The sequence below is a fragment of the Allobosea sp. P4_E12 genome (genome assembly GCF_056401655.1).
Map to the genome: position 1 here is coordinate 17,767 of NZ_JBFUIY010000047.1, position 19,142 is coordinate 36,908.

The 19,142-nt window shown below is 65.8% G+C and carries 19 protein-coding genes and 1 pseudogene; 10 read left to right on the top strand and 10 right to left on the bottom strand.

Translation table 11 applies throughout. The annotated features are described in order from the left end of the window. Positions 1-9: 9 nt before the first annotated feature. From AC1DW9_RS32785 to AC1DW9_RS32795, 3 genes are all read right to left on the bottom strand, one after another. Positions 10-1,422 (bottom strand): amidase, encoded by a 1,413-nt coding sequence (locus AC1DW9_RS32785; protein ID WP_441508622.1) that lies wholly within the window; start codon positions 1,420-1,422, stop codon positions 10-12. A gap of 70 nt (positions 1,423-1,492) precedes the next feature. After that, positions 1,493-2,722, bottom strand: coding sequence for a Zn-dependent hydrolase (locus AC1DW9_RS32790; RefSeq protein WP_441508623.1), 1,230 nt, complete (start codon positions 2,720-2,722; stop codon positions 1,493-1,495). A gap of 66 nt (positions 2,723-2,788) precedes the next feature. Continuing rightward, on the bottom strand, positions 2,789-4,252 hold the full coding sequence (locus AC1DW9_RS32795) for an amidase (RefSeq protein WP_441508624.1): 1,464 nt from the start codon (positions 4,250-4,252) through the stop codon (positions 2,789-2,791). Positions 4,253-4,449: 197 nt separating this feature from the next. On the opposite strand from AC1DW9_RS32795, the gene AC1DW9_RS32800 reads away from it, so the two are divergent. The 5 genes and pseudogenes from AC1DW9_RS32800 (at position 4,450) to mbfA (ending at position 10,413) form a co-directional block, all read left to right on the top strand. Further along, complete coding sequence (locus AC1DW9_RS32800; protein ID WP_441478841.1) at positions 4,450-5,856, top strand: MATE family efflux transporter; 1,407 nt, start codon at positions 4,450-4,452, stop codon at positions 5,854-5,856. Between the two features lie 315 nt (positions 5,857-6,171). Further along, on the top strand, positions 6,172-6,945 hold the full coding sequence (locus AC1DW9_RS32805) for a L,D-transpeptidase (protein WP_441508625.1): 774 nt from the start codon (positions 6,172-6,174) through the stop codon (positions 6,943-6,945). A gap of 192 nt (positions 6,946-7,137) precedes the next feature. After that, positions 7,138-8,442 carry a UDP-glucose dehydrogenase family protein gene (locus AC1DW9_RS32810; protein WP_113515549.1) on the top strand — a complete coding sequence of 435 codons (1,305 nt, stop codon included), beginning with the start codon at positions 7,138-7,140 and terminating at the stop codon, positions 8,440-8,442. 88 nt (positions 8,443-8,530) lie between these two features. Continuing rightward, positions 8,531-9,340 (top strand): DUF2076 domain-containing protein, encoded by an 810-nt coding sequence (locus tag AC1DW9_RS32815; protein ID WP_441489060.1) that lies wholly within the window; start codon positions 8,531-8,533, stop codon positions 9,338-9,340. A 121-nt stretch (positions 9,341-9,461) separates the two neighbouring features. Continuing rightward, positions 9,462-10,413: pseudogene (mbfA, locus tag AC1DW9_RS32820) on the top strand (iron exporter MbfA). 24 nt (positions 10,414-10,437) lie between these two features. Here the strand turns inward: mbfA and AC1DW9_RS32825 are convergent. Both AC1DW9_RS32825 and AC1DW9_RS32830 read right to left on the bottom strand, forming a co-directional pair. Then, on the bottom strand, positions 10,438-11,247 hold the full coding sequence (locus AC1DW9_RS32825) for a L,D-transpeptidase (protein WP_441489058.1): 810 nt from the start codon (positions 11,245-11,247) through the stop codon (positions 10,438-10,440). A gap of 215 nt (positions 11,248-11,462) precedes the next feature. After that, positions 11,463-12,896 carry a lipopolysaccharide biosynthesis protein gene (locus AC1DW9_RS32830; RefSeq protein WP_441508626.1) on the bottom strand — a complete coding sequence of 478 codons (1,434 nt, stop codon included), beginning with the start codon at positions 12,894-12,896 and terminating at the stop codon, positions 11,463-11,465. 282 nt (positions 12,897-13,178) lie between these two features. Here AC1DW9_RS32830 and AC1DW9_RS32835 point away from each other — a divergent pair, with 282 nt between their 5' ends. The 3 genes from AC1DW9_RS32835 to AC1DW9_RS32845 all read left to right on the top strand — a co-directional run bounded on the left by AC1DW9_RS32835 (position 13,179) and on the right by AC1DW9_RS32845 (position 15,423). Then, positions 13,179-13,682 carry a GNAT family N-acetyltransferase gene (locus AC1DW9_RS32835; protein ID WP_441489056.1) on the top strand — a complete coding sequence of 168 codons (504 nt, stop codon included), beginning with the start codon at positions 13,179-13,181 and terminating at the stop codon, positions 13,680-13,682. Continuing rightward, positions 13,679-14,521: a DMT family transporter gene (locus AC1DW9_RS32840; RefSeq protein WP_441508627.1), complete on the top strand. Its 843-nt coding sequence runs from the start codon at positions 13,679-13,681 to the stop codon at positions 14,519-14,521. Before AC1DW9_RS32835 ends, AC1DW9_RS32840 begins: the two co-directional genes overlap by 4 nt. Before the next feature lie 209 nt (positions 14,522-14,730). Continuing rightward, positions 14,731-15,423: a DUF930 domain-containing protein gene (locus AC1DW9_RS32845; protein WP_441508628.1), complete on the top strand. Its 693-nt coding sequence runs from the start codon at positions 14,731-14,733 to the stop codon at positions 15,421-15,423. Positions 15,424-15,459: 36 nt separating this feature from the next. On the opposite strand, the gene AC1DW9_RS32850 is transcribed toward AC1DW9_RS32845, so the two are convergent. Both AC1DW9_RS32850 and AC1DW9_RS32855 read right to left on the bottom strand, forming a co-directional pair. Continuing rightward, entirely contained in the window at positions 15,460-15,840 is a 381-nt protein-coding gene (locus AC1DW9_RS32850) for a VOC family protein (RefSeq protein ID WP_441489053.1), read from the bottom strand. 21 nt (positions 15,841-15,861) lie between these two features. After that, positions 15,862-16,362 (bottom strand): hypothetical protein, encoded by a 501-nt coding sequence (locus tag AC1DW9_RS32855; RefSeq protein ID WP_441508629.1) that lies wholly within the window; start codon positions 16,360-16,362, stop codon positions 15,862-15,864. An 82-nt stretch (positions 16,363-16,444) separates the two neighbouring features. Here AC1DW9_RS32855 and AC1DW9_RS32860 point away from each other — a divergent pair, with 82 nt between their 5' ends. Then, the gene (locus AC1DW9_RS32860) at positions 16,445-17,257 is read left to right on the top strand and encodes a helix-turn-helix transcriptional regulator (RefSeq protein WP_441489051.1); all 813 of its coding nucleotides are present in this window, start codon (positions 16,445-16,447) and stop codon (positions 17,255-17,257) included. On the opposite strand, the gene AC1DW9_RS32865 is transcribed toward AC1DW9_RS32860, so the two are convergent. The 3 genes from AC1DW9_RS32865 to AC1DW9_RS32875 all read right to left on the bottom strand — a co-directional run bounded on the left by AC1DW9_RS32865 (position 17,254) and on the right by AC1DW9_RS32875 (position 18,683). Next, a complete protein-coding gene (locus tag AC1DW9_RS32865; protein WP_441489050.1) occupies positions 17,254-17,667 on the bottom strand; it encodes a DUF1801 domain-containing protein in 414 nt (137 codons plus the stop codon). The genes AC1DW9_RS32860 and AC1DW9_RS32865 overlap by 4 nt on opposite strands. A gap of 62 nt (positions 17,668-17,729) precedes the next feature. Further along, positions 17,730-18,215: a PaaI family thioesterase gene (locus tag AC1DW9_RS32870; RefSeq protein ID WP_441489049.1), complete on the bottom strand. Its 486-nt coding sequence runs from the start codon at positions 18,213-18,215 to the stop codon at positions 17,730-17,732. An 81-nt stretch (positions 18,216-18,296) separates the two neighbouring features. Further along, positions 18,297-18,683, bottom strand: a complete 387-nt coding sequence (locus AC1DW9_RS32875; protein ID WP_176733255.1) for a MarR family winged helix-turn-helix transcriptional regulator — start codon at positions 18,681-18,683, stop codon at positions 18,297-18,299. A gap of 320 nt (positions 18,684-19,003) precedes the next feature. On the opposite strand from AC1DW9_RS32875, the gene AC1DW9_RS32880 reads away from it, so the two are divergent. Next, positions 19,004-19,142: co-chaperone GroES (locus AC1DW9_RS32880; protein WP_476855313.1), on the top strand; the 139-nt coding region annotated here is incomplete at its 3' end.

Genomic DNA, 19,142 nt, shown 5'->3' on the forward strand with positions numbered 1-19,142 from the left:
CTTCGCTCTTCAGGCCACTCTGACGGGCGCGTCGACACGCGCGAAAGGCTGCAATGCCTCAAATGCCGCCGCCGCACGCAGAACCAGCGCATCCCGGCCGAACGGCCCGACGATCTGCAGTCCCGCCGGCAACCCGGCCGATGTCAGGCCGCAGGGCACGGAGATGGCCGGTGCCTGGGTGATGTTGAAGGGGTAGGTGAATGGCGTCCAGCGCGTCCAGTCATCGCCATATCCGCCGTGGCCGGGGGCATTCCGTCCGACCTCGAAGGCCGGCAGGGGCAAAGTCGGCGTGAGCAGCAGATCGAAGCGCTCGTGGAACTGCGTCATATGATACGCAAGCGCATTGCGCTGGTTGAGCAGGGCGTCGACATAGGCCGAGCCCGGAATCTGCTCGCCAGCCTCGGCCACGGCCACGAGACCCGGGTCCATCTGCGCGCGCTTCTCCGGCCCCGCTCCGCGCAGAGCCAGGGCAGCCCCCGCCGACCACAATGTCATCAAGGTCTCAAGCGGATCGTCGAAACCGGGATCGACCTCCTCGACGCTCGCACCCAGCTCACGGAACGCAAGCGCCGCCGCCGCGGCGAGCGCTGCGATCTCGGGGTCAACGAGATGGTTGCCGCCAAGGCGCGGCGACCAGGCGATGCGCAGGCCCTTCACGCCACCGGCAAGGCCCGCAACGTAGTCCGGCGGGGGCTCGATCATCGCGGTCATGTCCCGGCCATCAGGCCGACCGATCGCGTTCATGGCGAGCGCCGTGTCTGCGACGGTGCGGGTCAGCGGGCCGAGATGGGCGAGGAAACCCATGGTCGAAACGGGATAGGCCGGCACGCGGCCATAGGTCGGCTTCAAGCCGACGACACCGGTGAAGGCCGCCGGGATTCGGACTGATCCGGCACCGTCGGTTCCGATATGGATGCAGCCGAGATTGAGCGCTGCGCATGAGGCCGCGCCGGAAGAGGAGCCGCCCGGCCCGGTTCGGATATCCCAGGGATTGCGCGTGATGCCCGAGAACGGTGAGTCGCCAACACCCTTCCAGCCATATTCCGGCATCGTAGTCTTGCCGAGGAAGACGGTCCCGGCCTCACGCAACCGCGCCGCAGCCGGAGCGTCTTCCGGCCAGGGCGCGCCGGAGGCCAGCGCGGAGCCGCGGCGCATCGGCCAGCCCCTCACGCCGATATTGTCCTTGATCGTGACCGGCACGCCGTCGAGCGGACCGAGCGGAGCGCCCTTGAGCCAGCGTGCCTGCGAGGCCTCGGCCATGGCGAGCGTGACCTCGGCATCGCGCACGACGAAGGAGTTGATGTCGGGCTCGAAACGCTCGATGCGGTGGAGCGCGTCCTTGGCGACCTCGACCGGCGAGAGGCTGCGCCCAGCGTAGAGCTTGTTCAGCGCGACAGCAGACAGGGAAGCGATTGCGGTCATCGGCATCTCTCGTGAGGAGGAAGGACCAGGGCTGGGAGCAGAGGTCTTTTGCGGCGCGCGCCGCGCTTGATCAGTTATTCGCCACGCGCCAGGCGGCGCTGAGCAGGACATTGGCGCCGGCGACCATGTCCTCGTCGGTGCTGAACTCCGCCGGGTTATGCGAGAGGCCGCCGATCGAGGGGATGAAGATCATCGCCGTCGGGCAGATGCGCGACATCATCTGGGCGTCGTGTCCAGCGCCCGAGATCATCCGGCGGACCGGCAGGCCGAGTTCGGCTGCGCTCATCTCCACGCCGTAGATCAACTCCGATGCGAATTCGACCGCCGGAAAGCGGGCAAGATCGCGGAAGCTGATCTGGATGCCGTCCCGCTCGGAAAGCTCCGCGCAGAACGCCCGGACGGCCGCCTCCGCCTCAGTCAGGAGCGCGTCCTTGGGATTGCGCAGGTCGAGCGACATGACCACGCTTTCCGGCACCACGTTGACGTTGCCGGGCTCGACGCGGATGACGCCGGAATTGGCAAGCTGGCCCGGAATCTTACCCGTCAGCTCATTGGCGAAGAGGTTGATGCGCGCAGCCGCCAGCCCGGGATCCCTGCGATAGGCCATCGGCGTCGTACCGGCATGGCTTGGGCGGCCCTTCAGCGTCAGCTCAAGCCAGGTGATGGCCTGGATGCCGGTGACAGCGCCGAGCCCGCCGCCCTCGCCTTCGAGCACCGGCCCCTGCTCGATATGGAGCTCGAGATAGGAATGCGCCTTGAGGAAACCGGGCCGTTCCGGGCCGTGATAGCCGATCCGCTTCAATTCGGTGCCGAGCACAGCCCCTTCGGCATCCTTCTCGGCATGGGCCGCTTCCACGCTCATGCCGCCGGCCCAGACATAAGAGCCGAGCATATCGGGATGGAATCGGGCGCCCTCTTCATTGGTGAAGGCGATCACCGCCATGTCGCGCTTCGGCTGCAGCCCTGCATCGCGCAGCGCCGCCAGCACCTCGAGGCCGGCAATGACGCCAAGTGCACCATCGAAGCGCCCGCCGGTGCCGACCGTGTCGATATGGGAGCCGAGGATGACGGCAGGTCCCTCCTCCCGCCCCTTCAGGATGCCGACGACGTTGCCGATCGCGTCGATCTTCACGTCGAGCCCGAGCGCCTGCATCTGCCCGACGAGCCAGTCACGCCCCTGCCTGTCCTCGTCGGAGAGAGCGAGCCGCCGGCAACCGCCTTCCGGCGTCGCGCCGATCTTCGACAAGGCTTCGAGCCTCGAGACCAATCGTGGCCCGTCGATCCGCAGGTTCGAGCTCATTCGCCAACTCTCCCAAAAGGCCGGCCACAGGCCGCTAACGCATAAAGCATGAACGATGCCGGGCGCTCAGCCGGCGAGCAAGGCCGGCTTGCGCTTCTCGACCCAACCGGTCGCGTCCTCATAGGCCTGCGCAGCCTCGAGCAGCAGACGCTCCGCGTGGTTGGGGCCCCAGAGTTGCATGCCCATGGGCAAGCCCGCAGCGTTGAAGCCGACCGGGACACTGATCGCCGGACAGCCCGACATCGTCACCGGGATCACCACCTCCATCCAGCGATGATAGGTGTCCATCGCGCGGCCCGCGATCTCGCGCGGCCAATGCGTTTCGACGGCAAAGGGAAAGACCTGGGCACTGGGCAGGACAAGCAGGTCATAGCGTCCGAACAGGCCGCGCACATGCTGATACCAGGACGAGCGCAGATTGGAGGCCTTCATCACGTCGAAGGCCGAGAGCTTGAGGCCCTGCTCGACCTCGTGGCGCGCTTCGGGCTTGAGAAAGTCGCGCCGTGCCGGATCCGCATGGATGGGGGCCAGGCTCGCACCGACCTGCCAGGCCCTGAGTCTCGTCCAGGCCTGCCAGACGGCTTCGGGATCGAAACCGAGGCTCGCCTCCTCGACCCGCGCCCCCATGTCCTCGAAGGCCTTCAAGGCTTCGCGGCAAAGCGACAAGATGCCATCCTCCATCGGCAGATGCCCACCGAGATCGCCAAGCCAGCCGATGCGGAGCCCGGCGATGTCGCGCTTGAGATTGCCCAGGAAGGCGGCCGGCTCCTCGCGGATCGAGAGCGGAACGCGCAGATCGTAGCCCGACTGCACGGCGAGCAGCGCGGCAAGATCGCGGGTCGTGCGCGCCATGGGACCAGCTACGCCCATCTGCGGAATGAAGACCTCGTCGCCACTCGAGGGCACGCGGCCATAGCCCGGCCGCATGCCGAGCACGTTGTTGAAGGCAGCCGGATTGCGCAGCGAGCCGGCATGGTCGCTGCCATCGGCCACCGGCAGCATGCGCATCGCCAGCGCAACGGCAGCGCCACCGCTCGAGCCCCCCGAGGTCTTCGACTGGTCATAGGCGTTGCGCGTTGCCCCGAAGACCGGATTGAAGGTCTGCGAGCCCAGGCCGAATTCCGGCGTATTGCTCTTGCCGATGATGATGGCGCCAGCCGCCTTCATGCGCTCGACGAAAATGGCGTCGCTTTGCGCGATCTCGTCCTTGAAGAGCGGCGAGCCTTGCGTCGTCGCGAACCCCTTGGCCGCGGCAAGGTCCTTGATGGCCTGCGGGAAGCCGTGCATCCAGCCACGCGACCGGCCTGCTGCCAATTCGCCATCCAACGCCTCGGCTTCCCCCAACAGATCGGAGCGGTCGCGCAGTGCCACCAGGGCATTGACCGTCGGGTTATGCCGCTCGATCTGATCGAGATAGGCGCCCATCACCTCGACACAGGACAACTTGCGCGCGTGGATCGCGTGCGACAGCGCAACAGCGTCCAGGCCGACGATGTCGCCGGCCATGGCGGCGTTTCTCAAATCTGACATCCTTGACGGTTCCTCTGTCTTCTTCTTGCCGGTGATGATGGCCGCCATGGCCGAATGCCGGTAGCGACGTTTGCGCAGGGGCCGGATCGCGAAAACGCGCAGCGGGCCGCTCCCACACGCTCACGCGCCGAGCGCGGGCAAGCCCAGCGTGGCTGACCCTGTCCTGCACAGAAAATGGGCGCTAGAAGCGACGGCCCATGACCGATCTGGCCCTCCCCACTGCGCGCGCTCATCCCTGGCTCACAGAAGTCAGGGCCATGCTCGCCCTGAGCTGGCCCATGGTGCTCACCAATGTGGCGCAGACGGCGATGACGGCAACCGATGTGGTGATGATGGGCCATCTCGGCCCCGACTCGCTCGCGGCCGGAGCGCTCGGAGCCAATCTCTACACGGCGGTCCTGATTTTTGGCATCGGCGTCATGGCAGCGGTCGCGCCGATGATCTCGATCGAGCTCGGGCGCAACCGCCATGCAGTGCGCGACGTGCGCCGCACCGTGCGCCAGGGTCTCTGGGTGGCAGCGACACTGGTCGGACCGATGTGGCTGTTCCTGTGGCAGGGCGAAGCGATCCTGCGCGCCATGGGGCAGGATCCAGCGCTTTCCGCGGCGGCCGCGAGCTATGTCCACACCCTGCAATGGAGCCTGCTGCCGTTCTTCTTCTATCTGGTCCTGCGCGGCTTCGTCGCGGCCTTGCAGCGGCCATTCTGGGCCTTCGTGGTCGTGCTGTTCGCCGTCGCATTCAATGTCTTTGCCAACTGGTGCCTGATGTTCGGGCGGCTCGGCTTCCCGGCCCTCGGTCTGCCGGGTTCGGGGATCGCCACCGCACTCTCCTCGACCCTGATGTTCCTTGGACTTGCCATTGTCGTTTCGGTCGACAGGCGTTTCCGGCGATTTCATCTTTTCGGGCGCTTCTGGGTGCCGGACTGGCCGCGATATCGCGCCTTCTGGCGGCTCGGCTTCCCGATCGGCCTGACGCTCGCCTTCGAGGTCGTGATCTTCAACGGCGCCGCCTTCCTGATGGGGCTGATCGGCTCGACCTCGCTGGCCGCGCATGCGATCGCCATTCAGATCGCGTCCCTGACCTTCATGGTGCCGATGGGCATCGGCCAGGCCGGCACCGTGCGTGTCGGCCGCGCCTATGGTGCCGGCGATCGCGACGGCATCACGCGTGCCGGCACCACCGCGATCGTGCTCGCGATCTCCTTCATGGCGCTGACCGCGCTCGTGATGCTGCTGGCTCCCCACCTGCTGGTCGCGCCCTTTCTTGATGCCAGCAAACCGGGTTCGCAGGCTGTTGCCGAACTCGCGATGCGCTTCCTCCTGTTCGCAGCGATCTTCCAGATTGCCGACGGCGCACAGGTGGTCGGTTCCTGCATCCTCAGGGGCCTGCGCGACACGCGCGTGCCGATGATCCTGGCCGGCCTGGGCTATTGGGGCATCGGGCTGCCGCTTTCGGCGGCTCTCGGCTTCTGGACACCGCTCGCCGGCAGCGGAATCTGGATCGGACTGGCGACCGGCCTTGCCGTGGTGGCGGTGCTGATGCTGTGGCGCTGGTCGCAGCGCGAAAGGCTCGGCCTGGTCGCGCCCGCGTCGACGCCAAGCTAGGTTGCACCGGCATTGCAGGGCGGACACAGCAAGCCGCCAGCGATGTCGCCGGTTTCCAGGAGTTTGCGCGATTCGGCGCTCTTTTTGCCAAGCACCCGCCTGATCGCCTGATAACACGGCCGATTTCCCGGTGTTTTCGAGCTGTTGCGGATTCAGCACAGCCAGCTGAAGACACAATTTCGCCGCACTGTGTTCACCCCACGGCCACGCCATCCGCCTTGAACCCCATTGGGCGAAGACGTGGAACACCGTGGAACTGCGCGATCGCTCGTCCGTTGCTAGTCCCGCAAGACCAAGAATACGCGAGCCAAACTGATGTCCTTCGACTCGATCGCCGGCGCACTCCGCCATCGCCTCTTCAAGCGCATGATGGTGCTGCTCTTGCCGCTATCGCTGGCAGCCTGTGTCGGCGCGCGCCAGCAAGCCCTCGAGGCCGCGAGACCTGCCGGACCGAGCGCGGCTGCACTCGCCATGTATGGCGAGATGCCCGACGAGAAGTTCCCTCTGCCTGAAACCGACATTACCGAAGTCGACCCGCGCTTCCTGAGGCAGGAAGTCGCCTATCCGACCAGCGAGCGGCCCGGCACGATCGTCGTCGACACTAACAAGCGCTATCTCTATCTGGTCCGAGAGAACGGCCGTGCCATCCGCTACGGCATCGGCGTCGGCAAGCAGGGCATGTCCTGGCGCGGTCGCGCAACCGTTGCCCGCAAGGCAGCCTGGCCGCGCTGGACCCCGACCCCTGCGATGATCGCGCGTGATCCTGCCAAGAACCGCCCCTGGGCCGGCGGCATGGACGCGGGCCTCGAGAACCCGCTCGGCGCGCGCGCGCTCTATCTCTATCAGGGTGACCGCGACACCCTCTATCGCATCCACGGCACCTCGGAGCCCTGGACCATCGGCACGGCGGTTTCGAGCGGCTGCATCCGCATGTTCAACCAGGATATCATCGACCTGCACAGCCGCGTGCCCACCGGCACCACCGTCGTGGTCCTCAACCGCACCCCGCTGCTGAAGCCGGAGCCCGGCGAGAATTTCGACGAATTCGTCTCCGAAGGTGTCGAGCCGGCCGAGCCGTTCGAAGGCTGATCGCCACCCTCCGTCATCGCCCAGAGATTGGCGCGCATCACCAACCCATAGGGTTCGGTGTTGCGCGCCTCTTCATTTCCCAGCGCCTTAAATTGATATAGGCGGTGCTAGGGCGGGGAGCCGTGCTCCAGCTGCCGCATACGAGAGGCCCGGATCAATCCCGCTCCGGCCCGCGAGAGAGGACGACACCTCATGCGCGTGACGATGATCGGTTCGGGCTATGTTGGCCTGGTCTCGGGTGCCTGCTTCGCTGATTTCGGCCATGTCGTGACCTGCGTCGACACCGACGCTCGCAAGATCGAGGCGCTCAACCGCGGCGAGATCCCGATCTTCGAGCCCGGCCTGGACGATCTCGTCGCCAAGAATGTGCGCGAAGGCCGCCTCTCCTTCACGACCGAGCTGGCCGGTGCCGTCCGCGGCGCCGACGCGGTCTTCATCGCAGTCGGTACCCCGGCCAGGCGTGGCGACGGCCATGCCGACCTCTCCTATGTCTATCAGGCCGCTCGCGACGTCGTGGCCGAGCTTGAAGGCTTCACCGTCGTCGTCACCAAGTCGACCGTTCCGGTCGGCACCGGCGACGAGGTTGAGCGGATCATGCGGGAGAGCCGACCGGAGGCCGATTTCGCTGTGGTCTCGAACCCGGAATTCCTGCGCGAGGGCGCCGCGATCAGCGACTTCAAGCGTCCGGACCGGATCGTGATCGGCACCGACGATGCACGCGGGCGCGCCGTGATGGAGGACATCTACCGGCCGCTCTATCTCAATGCCGCGCCCCTTCTCTTCACCTCGCGCCGAACCTCCGAGCTGATCAAATACGCCGCCAACGCCTATCTCGCGACCAAGATCACCTTCATCAATGAAATGGCCGACCTCTGCGAGGCCGTCGGCGCGAATGTCCAGGAGGTCGCGCGCGGCATCGGCCTCGACAATCGCATCGGCGCGAAGTTCCTGCATGCCGGCCCCGGCTATGGCGGCTCCTGCTTTCCGAAAGATACGCTGGCCTTGATGAAGACGGCGCAGGACCTCGCTGCTCCGCTGCGGATCGTCGAGACCGTCGTCGCCGTCAATGACCAGCGCAAGCGCGCCATGGCCCGCAAGGTGCTCGCCGCCTGCGGTGGTTCGGTGCGCGGCAAGCGAATCGCCATCCTTGGCCTCGCCTTCAAGCCGAACACCGACGACATGCGCGAAGCGCCCTCGATCGCGATCATCACCGCGCTCCAGGATGCCGGGGCCGAGATCGTTGCCTATGATCCCGAGAGCATGGATGCGGCCAAGCCTCTGCTGCCCGGAATCTCCTATGCGAGTGACGCCTATTCCTGCATCAGGGGCGCAGATGCGCTGGTGATCGTGACGGAATGGGATGCTTTTCGTGCGCTCGACCTCGCCGCGGTCAAGGCCGCGCTACGCGAACCCGTCGTTGTCGATCTGCGCAATATCTACCGCTCGGACGACATGCGCCGCCGTGGCTTCCAGTACAGCAATGTCGGCAATGCCTGATCGACGCACTGCCTTGATAGCGTCACAGGCAGTCCCCACCTCTTGACGCGGCGGCGCACCCGCGCCGTCCAAACGAGAGGAGATGACGATGACGCCGCAAGAACGCGACGTGATCGCCGGGATTTTCGATCGCCTGAGACAGGCGGCCAACCAGCCCCGCGACCCCGAGGCTGAACGCTACATCGCGGAGCGCCTGCGCGAGCAGCCCTATGCGCCCTATGCCATGGCGCAGGCCGTCTACGTTCAGGAACAGGCGCTGACCAACCTTCAGGCCCAGGTCGAGGAACTGCAGGCGCAGGTTCGTGACCTGCAGAGCCGACCGAGCGAGGCTCCGGCGCAGGCCGGCGGCTTCCTGTCGGGCATCTTCGGCGGCGCATCTCGGCCAGCTGACGCCCCGGCACGCAGCGGTTCCGTGCCGGCCTTCCCGGCGCGCCCGGCAGGGCAGGCCCCATCGGCCGCCTGGACCGGTCAGCAACCGCAGCAGCAGCCAGCCCCCGGTCAGGCTTTCGGCGGCCCGCAAGGCCAGCAGCAGGCGGGCCCCTGGGCGAACCAGCAGGCCCAGGCGCCCGGACGTGGCGGTGGCTTCATGGCCTCAGCGCTGACGACGGCAGCCGGCGTCGCTGGCGGCATGATGCTCGGCAATGTCCTGACCAACGCCTTTGGCGGCGGCAAGGGCGGCGAGGCAAAAGCCGCGGAGACGGCAGATGCCAGCAAGGCGGCCGACGCCAGCAAACCGGCCGATACGGCTGAAAAGGATGCCGGCACCGCCGACAACCAGCAGGCGGCCTATGATCAGGGTGCTTCCGACCAGGCAACCTACGATCAGGCCAGCTACGACGAGCCCTATGAACCCGGCCAGGACGACGACCCCATCGATGATGGCGGCGACTGGGCCTGATTCCGGCTGCGTCCACCCGTACCAACAACGGCTCGCCCTCCGGCGGGCCGTTTTCGTTGGGGGCCTTCCCAACCCGGCGCGCACCTCTTAGATTAGAATAATTCTAATCTAAGAGGTGATCATGAAACGCATCGACGATCTGGACGAGGCCGAGATCCTCGCGCTCGCGATCGCCAATGAGGAAGAGGATTCCCGAATCTACCTTTCCCTCGCCAATCGCCTTCGGCCGATCTACCCGCATTCCGCCGAGGTCTTCGACGAGATGGCGGCGGAAGAGCAAAGTCATCGCCACAGCCTGCTTTCGCTCTATGAGCGGCGCTTCGGCAAGGAACTGCCCTACATCACCCGCCAGGATGTGAAGGGGTTCCTGAAGCGCAACCCGGTCTGGCTGATGGACGGGCTGCGACTCGACACCGCCCGGACGCAAGCGGCGCTGATGGAAGAGGAAGCCTCGGGCTTCTACGCTCGTGCAGCGCAACGGGCGCATGACGTCGAGACGCGCAAACTGCTGGCTGACCTTTCCGAAGCCGAGAAATCGCATCAAAGCCTGGCGCAGCGCCTCGGCGAAACCATCCTGACCTCGGATGCGACCGCCGAGGAAGACCAGACCCGTCATCGCCTGTTCGTGCTGCAGATCGTTCAGCCAGGGCTTGCCGGATTGATCGACGGTTTCGACGCTCGCGCCGATATTCGCGGCCGCCTTCGCGACCCATGATTCCTGGAATGCCTTCCAGGTCGGCCTCGCCGCATCGGTCGGCGCGGGCATCAGCATGGGCCTCACCGAAGCTCTCTCGGATGACGGGACCATCACGGGACGGGGGCATCCCTGGGTGCGTGGTGCTGCCTGCGGCGTCGCGACCACGGTCGGCGGGCTCGGCCATACCCTGCCCTACCTCATCCCCGATTTCTGGACCGCCACGGCCATCGCCGGCATCATCGTGGCGATCGAGTTGATCGTGATCGCCTGGGTCCGCTGGCGCTATATGGAGACGCCGTTCACATCGGCGATCGTCCAGATCGTGCTCGGTGGCCTGCTGGTCCTTGCGACCGGCATTTTCATCGGAAGCTCGTGACGGCTGCGCAGGTGGTGAGCCGCCTCAGATCACCAGCACCTTTGCGCCGACCCGCACCCGGCCATAGAGGTCCGTCACATCGTCATTGGTCATCCGGATGCAGCCCGAGGAAACGGCTTGACCGATCGTGTGCGGCTCGTTCGTGCCGTGGATGCGATAGAGCGACGACCCGAGATAGAGCGCGCGCGCGCCCATCGGATTCTCGGGCCCGCCGGACATGAAGCGCGGCAGATCCGGGCGGCGTTTCAGCATCTCGGCCGGCGGCGTCCAGCTCGGCCATTCCGCCTTGCGCGTCACAGCCTTCATGCCAGCCCATTCGAAACCTGGTCGCCCAACGCCGATGCCATAGCGCAAGGCGCGGCCACCAGGCTGGACGAGAAAAAGAAACTTCCGCGGCGTGTCGATGACGATGGTGCCCGGTTTGTGCGGGCCGTCATAGGCGACTTCCTGCTTCTGGAAACGCGGATCGAGCACGCGCTCGATCGGCCGTTGCATCTGCATGGGCTCACCGAGCGCGGCCATGCGGCGCCCCGGAGCCCGCGGCTCGGATGCCTGCTCGAACGGATCGGCGCCATAGCCCTGCCCGGGTACGACGCGCTGGCCATAGGCGGAGTAGCCGCCCGGCCGATTATAGACCGCCCCGCCCCGGCCCTGGGGCGTCGGGTCCCGACCGGTCATCAGCATCTCGATGAAGCCGCCACCGTAGTTGCCACGCGCGGTAGAGCCGGTCACCAGAGGATCGGCTGGGCGCCCGTAGCTCTGCGCGGAGACGGGGCCGTTGGTGGCGCACATCCCGGACAGGATCGCGAGCGGAACGAACAGGACGGGACGCATGACGCAACTCTCTTCAGCAAGCTGCGAAGAGCCTGGGGAGCCGCCCTCAAAGGAATGGTGAATCGCTGCCGCTTCGTCAGCGTTTCCGCCAGCAATCGCGTGACTTCAGCGAATTAACCTTAGCAACCCGCCTAGAGAGAGAGTGAACGAAGCGTTTCGGGTGACCGTGCAGAGCTCTTCGGCAGGCGCCGGGCTATCGGGCAAACCTTGCCATCTCATCGGGCCGCGCGGCTTTTGCGCATGACCCACCACAAGGAAAGCCGGGAGCGGCTCCGCATCACGTCGCAACCCAGGATGACAACCGCATAGACGAGCGCCCCCACGCCGACTTGGAGCACGAGTTCGATGGGGGCCGCGAAACGGCCGGACAGCGGCCAGGTTGCAGCAACCATCGACAGCACGGCGAGGAGCACGCAGGCGCAATCTCGCAGTGGCGGCCAGATCGGCAGCGAACGGAGTGCCGCAGCCGCAGTCACCCCGAGCGCGACAATGAAAGCACTTGCCTGCGCATAGGCGTAACGCTGCGGTCCCGCCGCTCCGAGGGGAGTGAGCACCAGCAGCAGATTGCAGGCCAGGCCGAGGCCCGTTGCCATGGGCGCGATGCGGGTGCGCTTGTCCAGGAGAAAGACCGGGATGAAGGCCGCCTGCGAGATCGTCAAAGCCACGAACCCGGGGATCAGGATCGACATATAGGCCGAGAAATGACCGTGAAAGCTCGGCGGAACCAGAAGCCGTTCAAAGGCGGGGAGGACAAGCCACAGTCCGGCGGCAGCGGGGAGCGCCACCATCAAGACCACGACGACGTTCTCCGCGATACGACGCAGTGCCGCCCGTCGCCCGCGCGTCTCGTCGAGGCGAATGACCTCTCGCAGGAGCACGATCTCCAGGGTCGAGGCGAGCGTGCCGAAGAGCTTCAGCCCCATATCCGAGGCCAGGGAGAAATAGCCGGCCTCGGCAAAGCCATGGGCGCCGGCGAGCAGGGAGCGGTTGATCAGCGGGATCAGCGAGTAGACCGCATTGCTGCCGATCAGCGGCAGGGAATAGATGAAGAAGCTCCAGGCGACGGCCTTGTCGGCCGCCGACAGCGAAAGCGGCGCATCGGCCAGCGCCCGCCGGACGAGAAGCAGCGCCACCACCACGCTGATCAGGCCGCCAAGCAGAACAATGGCGGGATCATGCGTGATCCAGGCTCCGCCAACCATCAGGATCAGCGCCAGAACGTTCTTGACGATGATCAGCTTGGCATAGGCGGCGTCGAGGAAGCGGGCCCGCGCAATCGCGCCATGATAGTCGAACAGCCCAGCCCCGATGCCGCCGAGCACGGCAGCCGCAAGCAGCATCGCCGGCAGGCGGAAATCGATGCCTGCCACGATCGCCGCGATCAGCAGGCCGGACAGGGCAATGCTGATGCCGGCCGCCAGGATATCCAGTGTCGCGCGGATCTCCGGCTGCTTCTCGCGCGCCGCCAAGGAGTAGAAGCGGATCGCGGAGACCCTCAGCCAGTCGAGCAGCGCGGTGTTCACCAGCACGACGATGGCCGCGCCAATGGCGTAGAGTCCAAAAGCCGCGGGCCCGAGAAAATAGGCGATGAGCAGACCGAGGACGAAATTCAGCCCGGCATTGATGATGAAGGGCACGAGAACAGTCATATGATCCCGGTCATGGCGCCAGCACGAAGCTGCCGCGCGACTCACACGGCAACCACATCATCGATATACAACTGCCCTAACCGTCCGCTCGTGCATTTCCAAGCGGAAGCGCGTCGAATATCTGGCCATTCGCGTTCCGGATTCCGCTGGTGTCGAGCGACCGGCGCAGCAGCGCCGAAACAGACCGCCGATGCGGCATGTGCATTGCTGAGCTGAACGGCATGCGCGCAGCGGTTGCGCCTCCCCCTTGCGCCAATCCGGATTGGCCTGCATCGCTGCGGCATGACCGCAAGCCTCCCGCCGCTTCGCGCCGCGCGCGACGATGATTCAGAACCGCTCGCCGCCCTGATCGCCGCGAGCTTCGCCGAATATCCCGATTGCCATTTCGACTGGTCGGAGTTTCCGGAGTTGCGGAGGCCGGCGAGCCATTTCGCGGCCAAGGGCGGCCGGCTCTGGATCGCAGAGGCGCCTGATGGCGGGATCGCCGGGTCGCTCGGCATCTTTCCAGTTCCCGAACAGAATGCCGCCGAGCTTGCGAAGGTCTACGTTTCTCCCGCCTGGCGCGGCGCCGGCCTTGCGCAGGTGCTCTTTGCAGAGGCGCTGCGCTTCGCGGAAGCCGGCAACCATGCAGAGATGATCCTGTGGTCCGACGCGCGCTTTGCACGCGGCCATCGCTTCTACGAGAAGCTCGGCTTCGTCCGCTGGCCGGGGCAGCGCTATCTCGGCGATATCTCCTTCAGCTGGGAGTATCATTTCCGCAAGCGCCTCACCGGCCAACCGGAATGACCGCAGGCACAGCGCTCCGAGCCGTCTTCGGCATCGCCCTGCTCACCGCAATGGACGCGGTGATCAAGGCGCAGATGCAGCACCATCCCTTCATCGTCACCCTGTTCATGCGCTTTGCCGCAGGCGGCCTTTGCGCCCTCATCGTGCTTGCGGCGGTGCGCCCGGCCTTCCCGACCCGCAGCAGCCTGATCGGCAATGTCGTGCGCGTGCCGCTCGTAGTGCTCACCGCCGGCAGCTTTTTCTATTCCATCTCGGTGCTGCCTCTGGCGGAGGCGCTTACCCTGTCCTTCCTCGCGCCGGTCTTCGTCGCCCTGCTCGGCGGATTTTTGCTCAAGGAACGGCTCGACGGGCGCATTCTCCAGGCCCTCGGCTTCGGCCTGCTCGGCATGCTCGTCATGGTCTGGCCCAGGCTGCAGGGCGGCGTCACCGGAGCGGAGCTCGGCGTCGCCGCAGCCCTGTTCTCAGCAGTGTCCTATGCGTTCAATCTGATCCTGCTGCGACGGATCGCCGTGAAGGAACATCCAGCCGTCATCGTCGCCTTCCAGAATTGCGGGCCGGCGCTCTGCCTCGCCATTCCTGCCTGGCTCGCCTTCGTGCCCATGACCGGCAAGGACCTGCTTGCCTATCTCAGCGCCGGCCTGCTCGGCGTCGCCGGCCATCTCATGCTGACCTCCGCCTTTGCTCGCGCAGCCGCGTCGCGGCTCGCGCCAATCGAGTACACGGCGCTTGTCTGGGCGAGCCTGCTCGGGTTTGCCTTCTTCGGCGAAATTCCGCTCTGGACCACCTATGCGGGCGCCGTCTTGATCGTCGCCGGCGCCGTTGCGGTCAGCAGACGCTAGAGCATCGGCCCGAAGGCTGGATTTCGGCTTTCGGGAAGGCCAATGCAAACACGGACGATCAGATCATCCCGCCGGATGCGATATCCCGTCCGACAATCGAGCCGCTGCCGCAAAAGCGCCCGATTGATTGCGACTTCTGCAGCCGTCCGAACAGCACGCGGAGGGGCCCGCGGTTGAGTGCGTTCTTCATCGCGGCAGCGCTGTGATCCATGAGGTTCTTCCGACATCCGCGTCACGGATCGCAAGCCCATGGCGCCATCGGCTCGCTCGGTCTGCATGTCGGTCTTTTGGGGGCTTTGATCTGGCTCCCCAGTATCGAGCCGTTGACACCGGCCCCGGAGGACAGCATCGAGGTCGAGTTGGTCACGCAGCAACAGGCCGAAGCCGTGGCCGAACCAAGGCAGCAGGAGCCCGTTCCCGAGGCTCCGAAGCCTGCACCGCCAGAGATCACTGCCGCAGCGCCGCAGTCTCCTCCGCAGCCCCGGCCCAATACCCCTCCTGTCGTTGCGGCGCCCGTCATGATCCGAGCAAGACGAACGCTATCCGGCAAGGTCCTTGCCGAACCGCGCAGCCGGCAGGCGCGGGAAGCCCTGACCCACCTGGATCCCTCAGAGCGCATCGAGCAATTATGCAACCTCGAAGCGATGAGCCAGATCCAGGCATGGAAAGCAGAGTTCCAGCCGGACAGGGTTGTCGCCTACGCCATGGCGGACACCAGATTCTCGGCGGGAATGCTGCAGGCCGACGGCGCCGCCTTCCGCAGCAAGCAGCAATGGTACAGGCTCAGGTTCAGATGCGAGACCACGCCCGATCGCAGCAAGGTTGCCGGTTTCGAGTTCCTGGTCGGCGATGCGGTTCCCCGCAGCGAATGGTCCGCGCGGAATCTTCCCACGACGCACTGAAGGAGGCGGTAGCGCCCTGGCAGGCGCCGTGATCCATCAGCCATCCGGCTGCCCACAATAGGCCTCGATCCGATAGCCGTCGGGATCGATTGCGAAGGCCGCGTAATAGTTCGGCCCGTAATCCGCCCGCAGCCCTGGCACGCCATTGTCCTTGCCGCCCGCCTTCATCGCTGCCGCATGAAAGGCGTCGACGCTCGCCCGACTGGGGGCCGCGAAGCAGAAGTGCAGGTTCGAGCCCGGATCCGGCGGGACAGGAGCCTGGGCCCTGCCGATCCAGAATGCGACCGCATCGCCGCCATAGCCCAGCGAATTGTCGTCATGGCTCAGGCAGCGGTAGCCGAGGGCACTGAGCGACGCGTCGTAGAAGCGCTTTGCGCGAGCGATCTCGCGAACGCCAATCGAGACATGGTCAAGCATGGTGGTTCTCCTCAGGGGGCTTCAGGTGGCGAGGCGCCGGGCGCGGAAATCGGCCTGCAGGCGCCAGGTCTTTCCGTCATCGGATGAAAGGTCTCCGAGCCAGCGGAAAGCGTTCGGTGTGATCTCGGTAAAGCGCCACCGGATCGCCGTGCCGTCCTCCAGCTTGCCGTGCTGGACGATATCTGGCCCCTCGGCCCGACCGAGCTGACGCGTGTAATACTGCTTGAGCGGGTCGCTCCAGAGGATATGCCAGGCGTCGAGCGCGGGGTCGTAGACCCTCAGCGTCGTGCCGTGGAAGAAGCCGGGCAGGATCCAGACATCCTGGATCGCCCGTCCGCCCAGCACCCAACCGAAACAGATCTCACCCTTGCCTTCGTGCCGAGTGCCATCATCGGCATGCATCACGGCATCCATCGCCCATGCCCCGATGAGCCAGCTGTAGAGACCCATCTGCTCGACCCGATCGGGAGCGGGCCCGCCGGCATGGAGTACCTCCTTCAAAGCGGTGATGGCCACTGCCATGTTCAGGCTCCAGTGCTGTGCAATGTGCCCCGAGTTAGGCTGCTCTCACCGCTTTGCGCTTGGGAAAAATTGCTGAATTAAGATGACCGCGACGTCGCAACTTCTGGCATCCGGCCCGGGCTGGCGGGTGCGTGACATCGTCTGCACGGCGGGCCCGTCCGATCCTGCCTTCGAGGAACGGCATGAGCATTGCTGCATCGCTGTCGTCACCGCGGGCAGCTTTCAGTATCGCTCTTCACTCGGAACCGCCGTGCTCGCGCCGGGCGCGATCCTGCTCGGAAATCGAGGCACGTGCTTCGAATGCGGCCACGAACACGCTATCGGCGATCGCTGCCTCGCCTTCCAGTTCGAGCCCGAACACCTGGAAGACATCGTAGCCGGCGTGCCGGCAGCCAAGCGGTTCGAATTTGCGCGGGCCTGCCTGCCACCGTCGCTGGCATCGTCCCGGCTCGCGGCAGTAGCGGAGGCCGCGCGCTGCGATGCAAACCAGCTCGAGGAGATCGCGGTTCGGCTTGCTGGCGCTGTCGCAGCCCTGCAGAATGGCGAGCCCCCGGCGGCGGTCGCCCCCAGCGCCCAGGACGCGCGCCGGGTCACCAGAGCATTGCGGCTGATAGAAGCTGAAAGCGAGCAGCCGTTGACGCTCGCCGGTCTCGCCCGCGAGGCGGCGATGAGCCGCTATCATTTTCTGCGAACTTTCCGGACGCTCATCGGCATGACGCCGCATCAGTTCCTGCTGCGGACACGGATGCACCGTGCCGCGACGATGCTTCGCCGGTCCGACCTGACGATCGCGAACATCGCGTTCGATGCAGGCTTCGGCGATCTCTCGACCTTCAATCGCCGCTTCCGGCAGGTGATGGGGGCCAGTCCGAGTGCCTATCGCGCCCAGCCCTAGCGCCAGCGATGGTAGGTCAGCGCGAGCCCGATGCAGTGTTCGAGCGGCCCGACAGGAATCTCCTCCTCCTCCCGGAAGACGAGGGCGCGGCTGCCTTCGAAGCGAAAGGTGTCGGGGTAGTGACGCGCGAAGGTCTCGACCAGTGTCGTCTGGCAATGGACATACATCGCGTAGTGCTTGCTCGATCCCTTCAACGCAGCGACCCTTACGGTCGTCCCCACACGCTGTTTCACAGGGAAATAGGCAGGCTCGCCCCATTTCAGGGTTTCGACGAGTCCGCCGAGCCCGGTCGTCCGGGCGCCTGTGTCGAGGATAAGCTGACGCAGCCGGAGCAGCGGCGTCCTCAGCGGCTCAGCGAATGACTGAAAAGCTGCGTCGACCGCGAGATCCTGGAACGCTGCGAATTGCATGGACAACTCCGCCCCGGGGCATCGGCGCGTATCCTAGTCACGAACCGCTGGACGACGCCACTTCAGCGGCCTGCCGCAACGCCGACCGGAAAGATCATGCAGGTTTCGGTGCCATGCGCGAGCAGCTTGCCGCGCTCGTCGGTGAGCCTGCCTTCGGTCGTCGCGATCGTGCCGCCGCGATGGATCAGCTTGCCTTCGCACCGTACGATCCCGCCACCCGGCATCACCGGGCGGACATAGTTGATCTTCATCTCGAGCGTCGTGTAGCCCTCCCCGGCCTTCAGCGTCGCGTGCGCCGCACAGGCCATGGCTGAATCGAGGATCGTCGCGGTCCAGCCGCCATGGATCGTGCCAAGCGGATTGAAGTAGCGCGCCGACGGCTTGCCGACGAACACCACCCGCCCCTCCTCGACCTCCGCGAGATCGAAATCCATGGCATCGGCGAAGGGCGCGCCGGGATGTCGCCCCTCCATCATGCCACGCAGGAAGGACACACCGTCTTCGGCCAGCAAGACTTCGCGTGAGACGACGCCGATCTTTCGCGACATGGACAGCCCTCGATTAACGTGCAGATACACGTTACTGAGAAGCCGCGCACGGTCAAGGCCTGCTTCCACCCGAGACAGCGTTCAGGTCGCGCCGCGGGCAACCCGCCGCAAGGCCCGCAGGCCATCGCGGGTCTCGTTCCATCGTTCCCGGCCGAGCCCGCCCTCGATGCGCTCCTGCGCCGCCTGCCAGTAAGGGATCGCGGCCTCGATCGCCGCGCGGCCCTTGTCGGTCACGGCATAGACCAGGGCCCTCCCCTTGCACTCCAGCGGTTCGATCAGCGCCTCCGCGGCGAGCAATTGCAGGTTGCGGGTGAGCGAGGTGCGTTCCAGCGCAAAACGCTCGGCCAGCTCGGTCACGGATCGGAAGGCGCCGGTGCTGAGCGCCGAGAGCAGGACGAACTGGGTGATCTTCAGCCCGCTCGGCCGCATCGCCTCGTCATAGGCGCGCGTGACGGCGCGTGCAGTCATTCGAACGTGCAAGGCGACGCAGGAACGGGCGATGTCGTCAAGCCGGGGATCGGGCACGGGCTCGGTCATTCCAACAGGATAGCGCGTCGCATGGGATTGCGCAGCATCCCTCTTGCCATGCCCTGTCTTGCGACGCCCCGCTTGCCGCGCCGCAATTTCGATTCACTTTCCGCCGAGAAGCTTCCTTGACTCATCCGGGGGGCGAGCCTATCTCCGCGGCATCCGTTAGCACTCGATCCTCGAGACTGCTAACAGATGCCGGCAGCGTTTCCACGCAGGCCGCGCGTTCCGTTTCTACCTTCTTAGAGGAAGACAGAACCATGAAGTTCCGTCCGCTGCATGACCGCGTCGTGGTCCGTCGCCTTGATGGCGAAGAGAAGACCAAGGGTGGCATCATCATCCCCGAAACCGCCAAGGAAAAGCCCCAAGAGGGTGAAGTCGTCGCCGTCGGCCCTGGCG

Coding starts and splice junctions, on each gene's coding strand:
- AC1DW9_RS32785 (WP_441508622.1), bottom strand. CDS start 1,422: ATGACCGCAATCGCTTCCCTGTCTGCTGTCGCGCTGAACAAGCTCTAC.
- AC1DW9_RS32790 (WP_441508623.1), bottom strand. CDS start 2,722: ATGAGCTCGAACCTGCGGATCGACGGGCCACGATTGGTCTCGAGGCTC.
- AC1DW9_RS32795 (WP_441508624.1), bottom strand. CDS start 4,252: ATGTCAGATTTGAGAAACGCCGCCATGGCCGGCGACATCGTCGGCCTG.
- AC1DW9_RS32800 (WP_441478841.1), top strand. CDS start 4,450: ATGACCGATCTGGCCCTCCCCACTGCGCGCGCTCATCCCTGGCTCACA.
- AC1DW9_RS32805 (WP_441508625.1), top strand. CDS start 6,172: ATGTCCTTCGACTCGATCGCCGGCGCACTCCGCCATCGCCTCTTCAAG.
- AC1DW9_RS32810 (WP_113515549.1), top strand. CDS start 7,138: ATGCGCGTGACGATGATCGGTTCGGGCTATGTTGGCCTGGTCTCGGGT.
- AC1DW9_RS32815 (WP_441489060.1), top strand. CDS start 8,531: ATGACGCCGCAAGAACGCGACGTGATCGCCGGGATTTTCGATCGCCTG.
- AC1DW9_RS32825 (WP_441489058.1), bottom strand. CDS start 11,247: ATGCGTCCCGTCCTGTTCGTTCCGCTCGCGATCCTGTCCGGGATGTGC.
- AC1DW9_RS32830 (WP_441508626.1), bottom strand. CDS start 12,896: ATGACTGTTCTCGTGCCCTTCATCATCAATGCCGGGCTGAATTTCGTC.
- AC1DW9_RS32835 (WP_441489056.1), top strand. CDS start 13,179: ATGACCGCAAGCCTCCCGCCGCTTCGCGCCGCGCGCGACGATGATTCA.
- AC1DW9_RS32840 (WP_441508627.1), top strand. CDS start 13,679: ATGACCGCAGGCACAGCGCTCCGAGCCGTCTTCGGCATCGCCCTGCTC.
- AC1DW9_RS32845 (WP_441508628.1), top strand. CDS start 14,731: ATGAGGTTCTTCCGACATCCGCGTCACGGATCGCAAGCCCATGGCGCC.
- AC1DW9_RS32850 (WP_441489053.1), bottom strand. CDS start 15,840: ATGCTTGACCATGTCTCGATTGGCGTTCGCGAGATCGCTCGCGCAAAG.
- AC1DW9_RS32855 (WP_441508629.1), bottom strand. CDS start 16,362: ATGGCAGTGGCCATCACCGCTTTGAAGGAGGTACTCCATGCCGGCGGG.
- AC1DW9_RS32860 (WP_441489051.1), top strand. CDS start 16,445: ATGACCGCGACGTCGCAACTTCTGGCATCCGGCCCGGGCTGGCGGGTG.
- AC1DW9_RS32865 (WP_441489050.1), bottom strand. CDS start 17,667: ATGCAATTCGCAGCGTTCCAGGATCTCGCGGTCGACGCAGCTTTTCAG.
- AC1DW9_RS32870 (WP_441489049.1), bottom strand. CDS start 18,215: ATGTCGCGAAAGATCGGCGTCGTCTCACGCGAAGTCTTGCTGGCCGAA.
- AC1DW9_RS32875 (WP_176733255.1), bottom strand. CDS start 18,683: ATGACTGCACGCGCCGTCACGCGCGCCTATGACGAGGCGATGCGGCCG.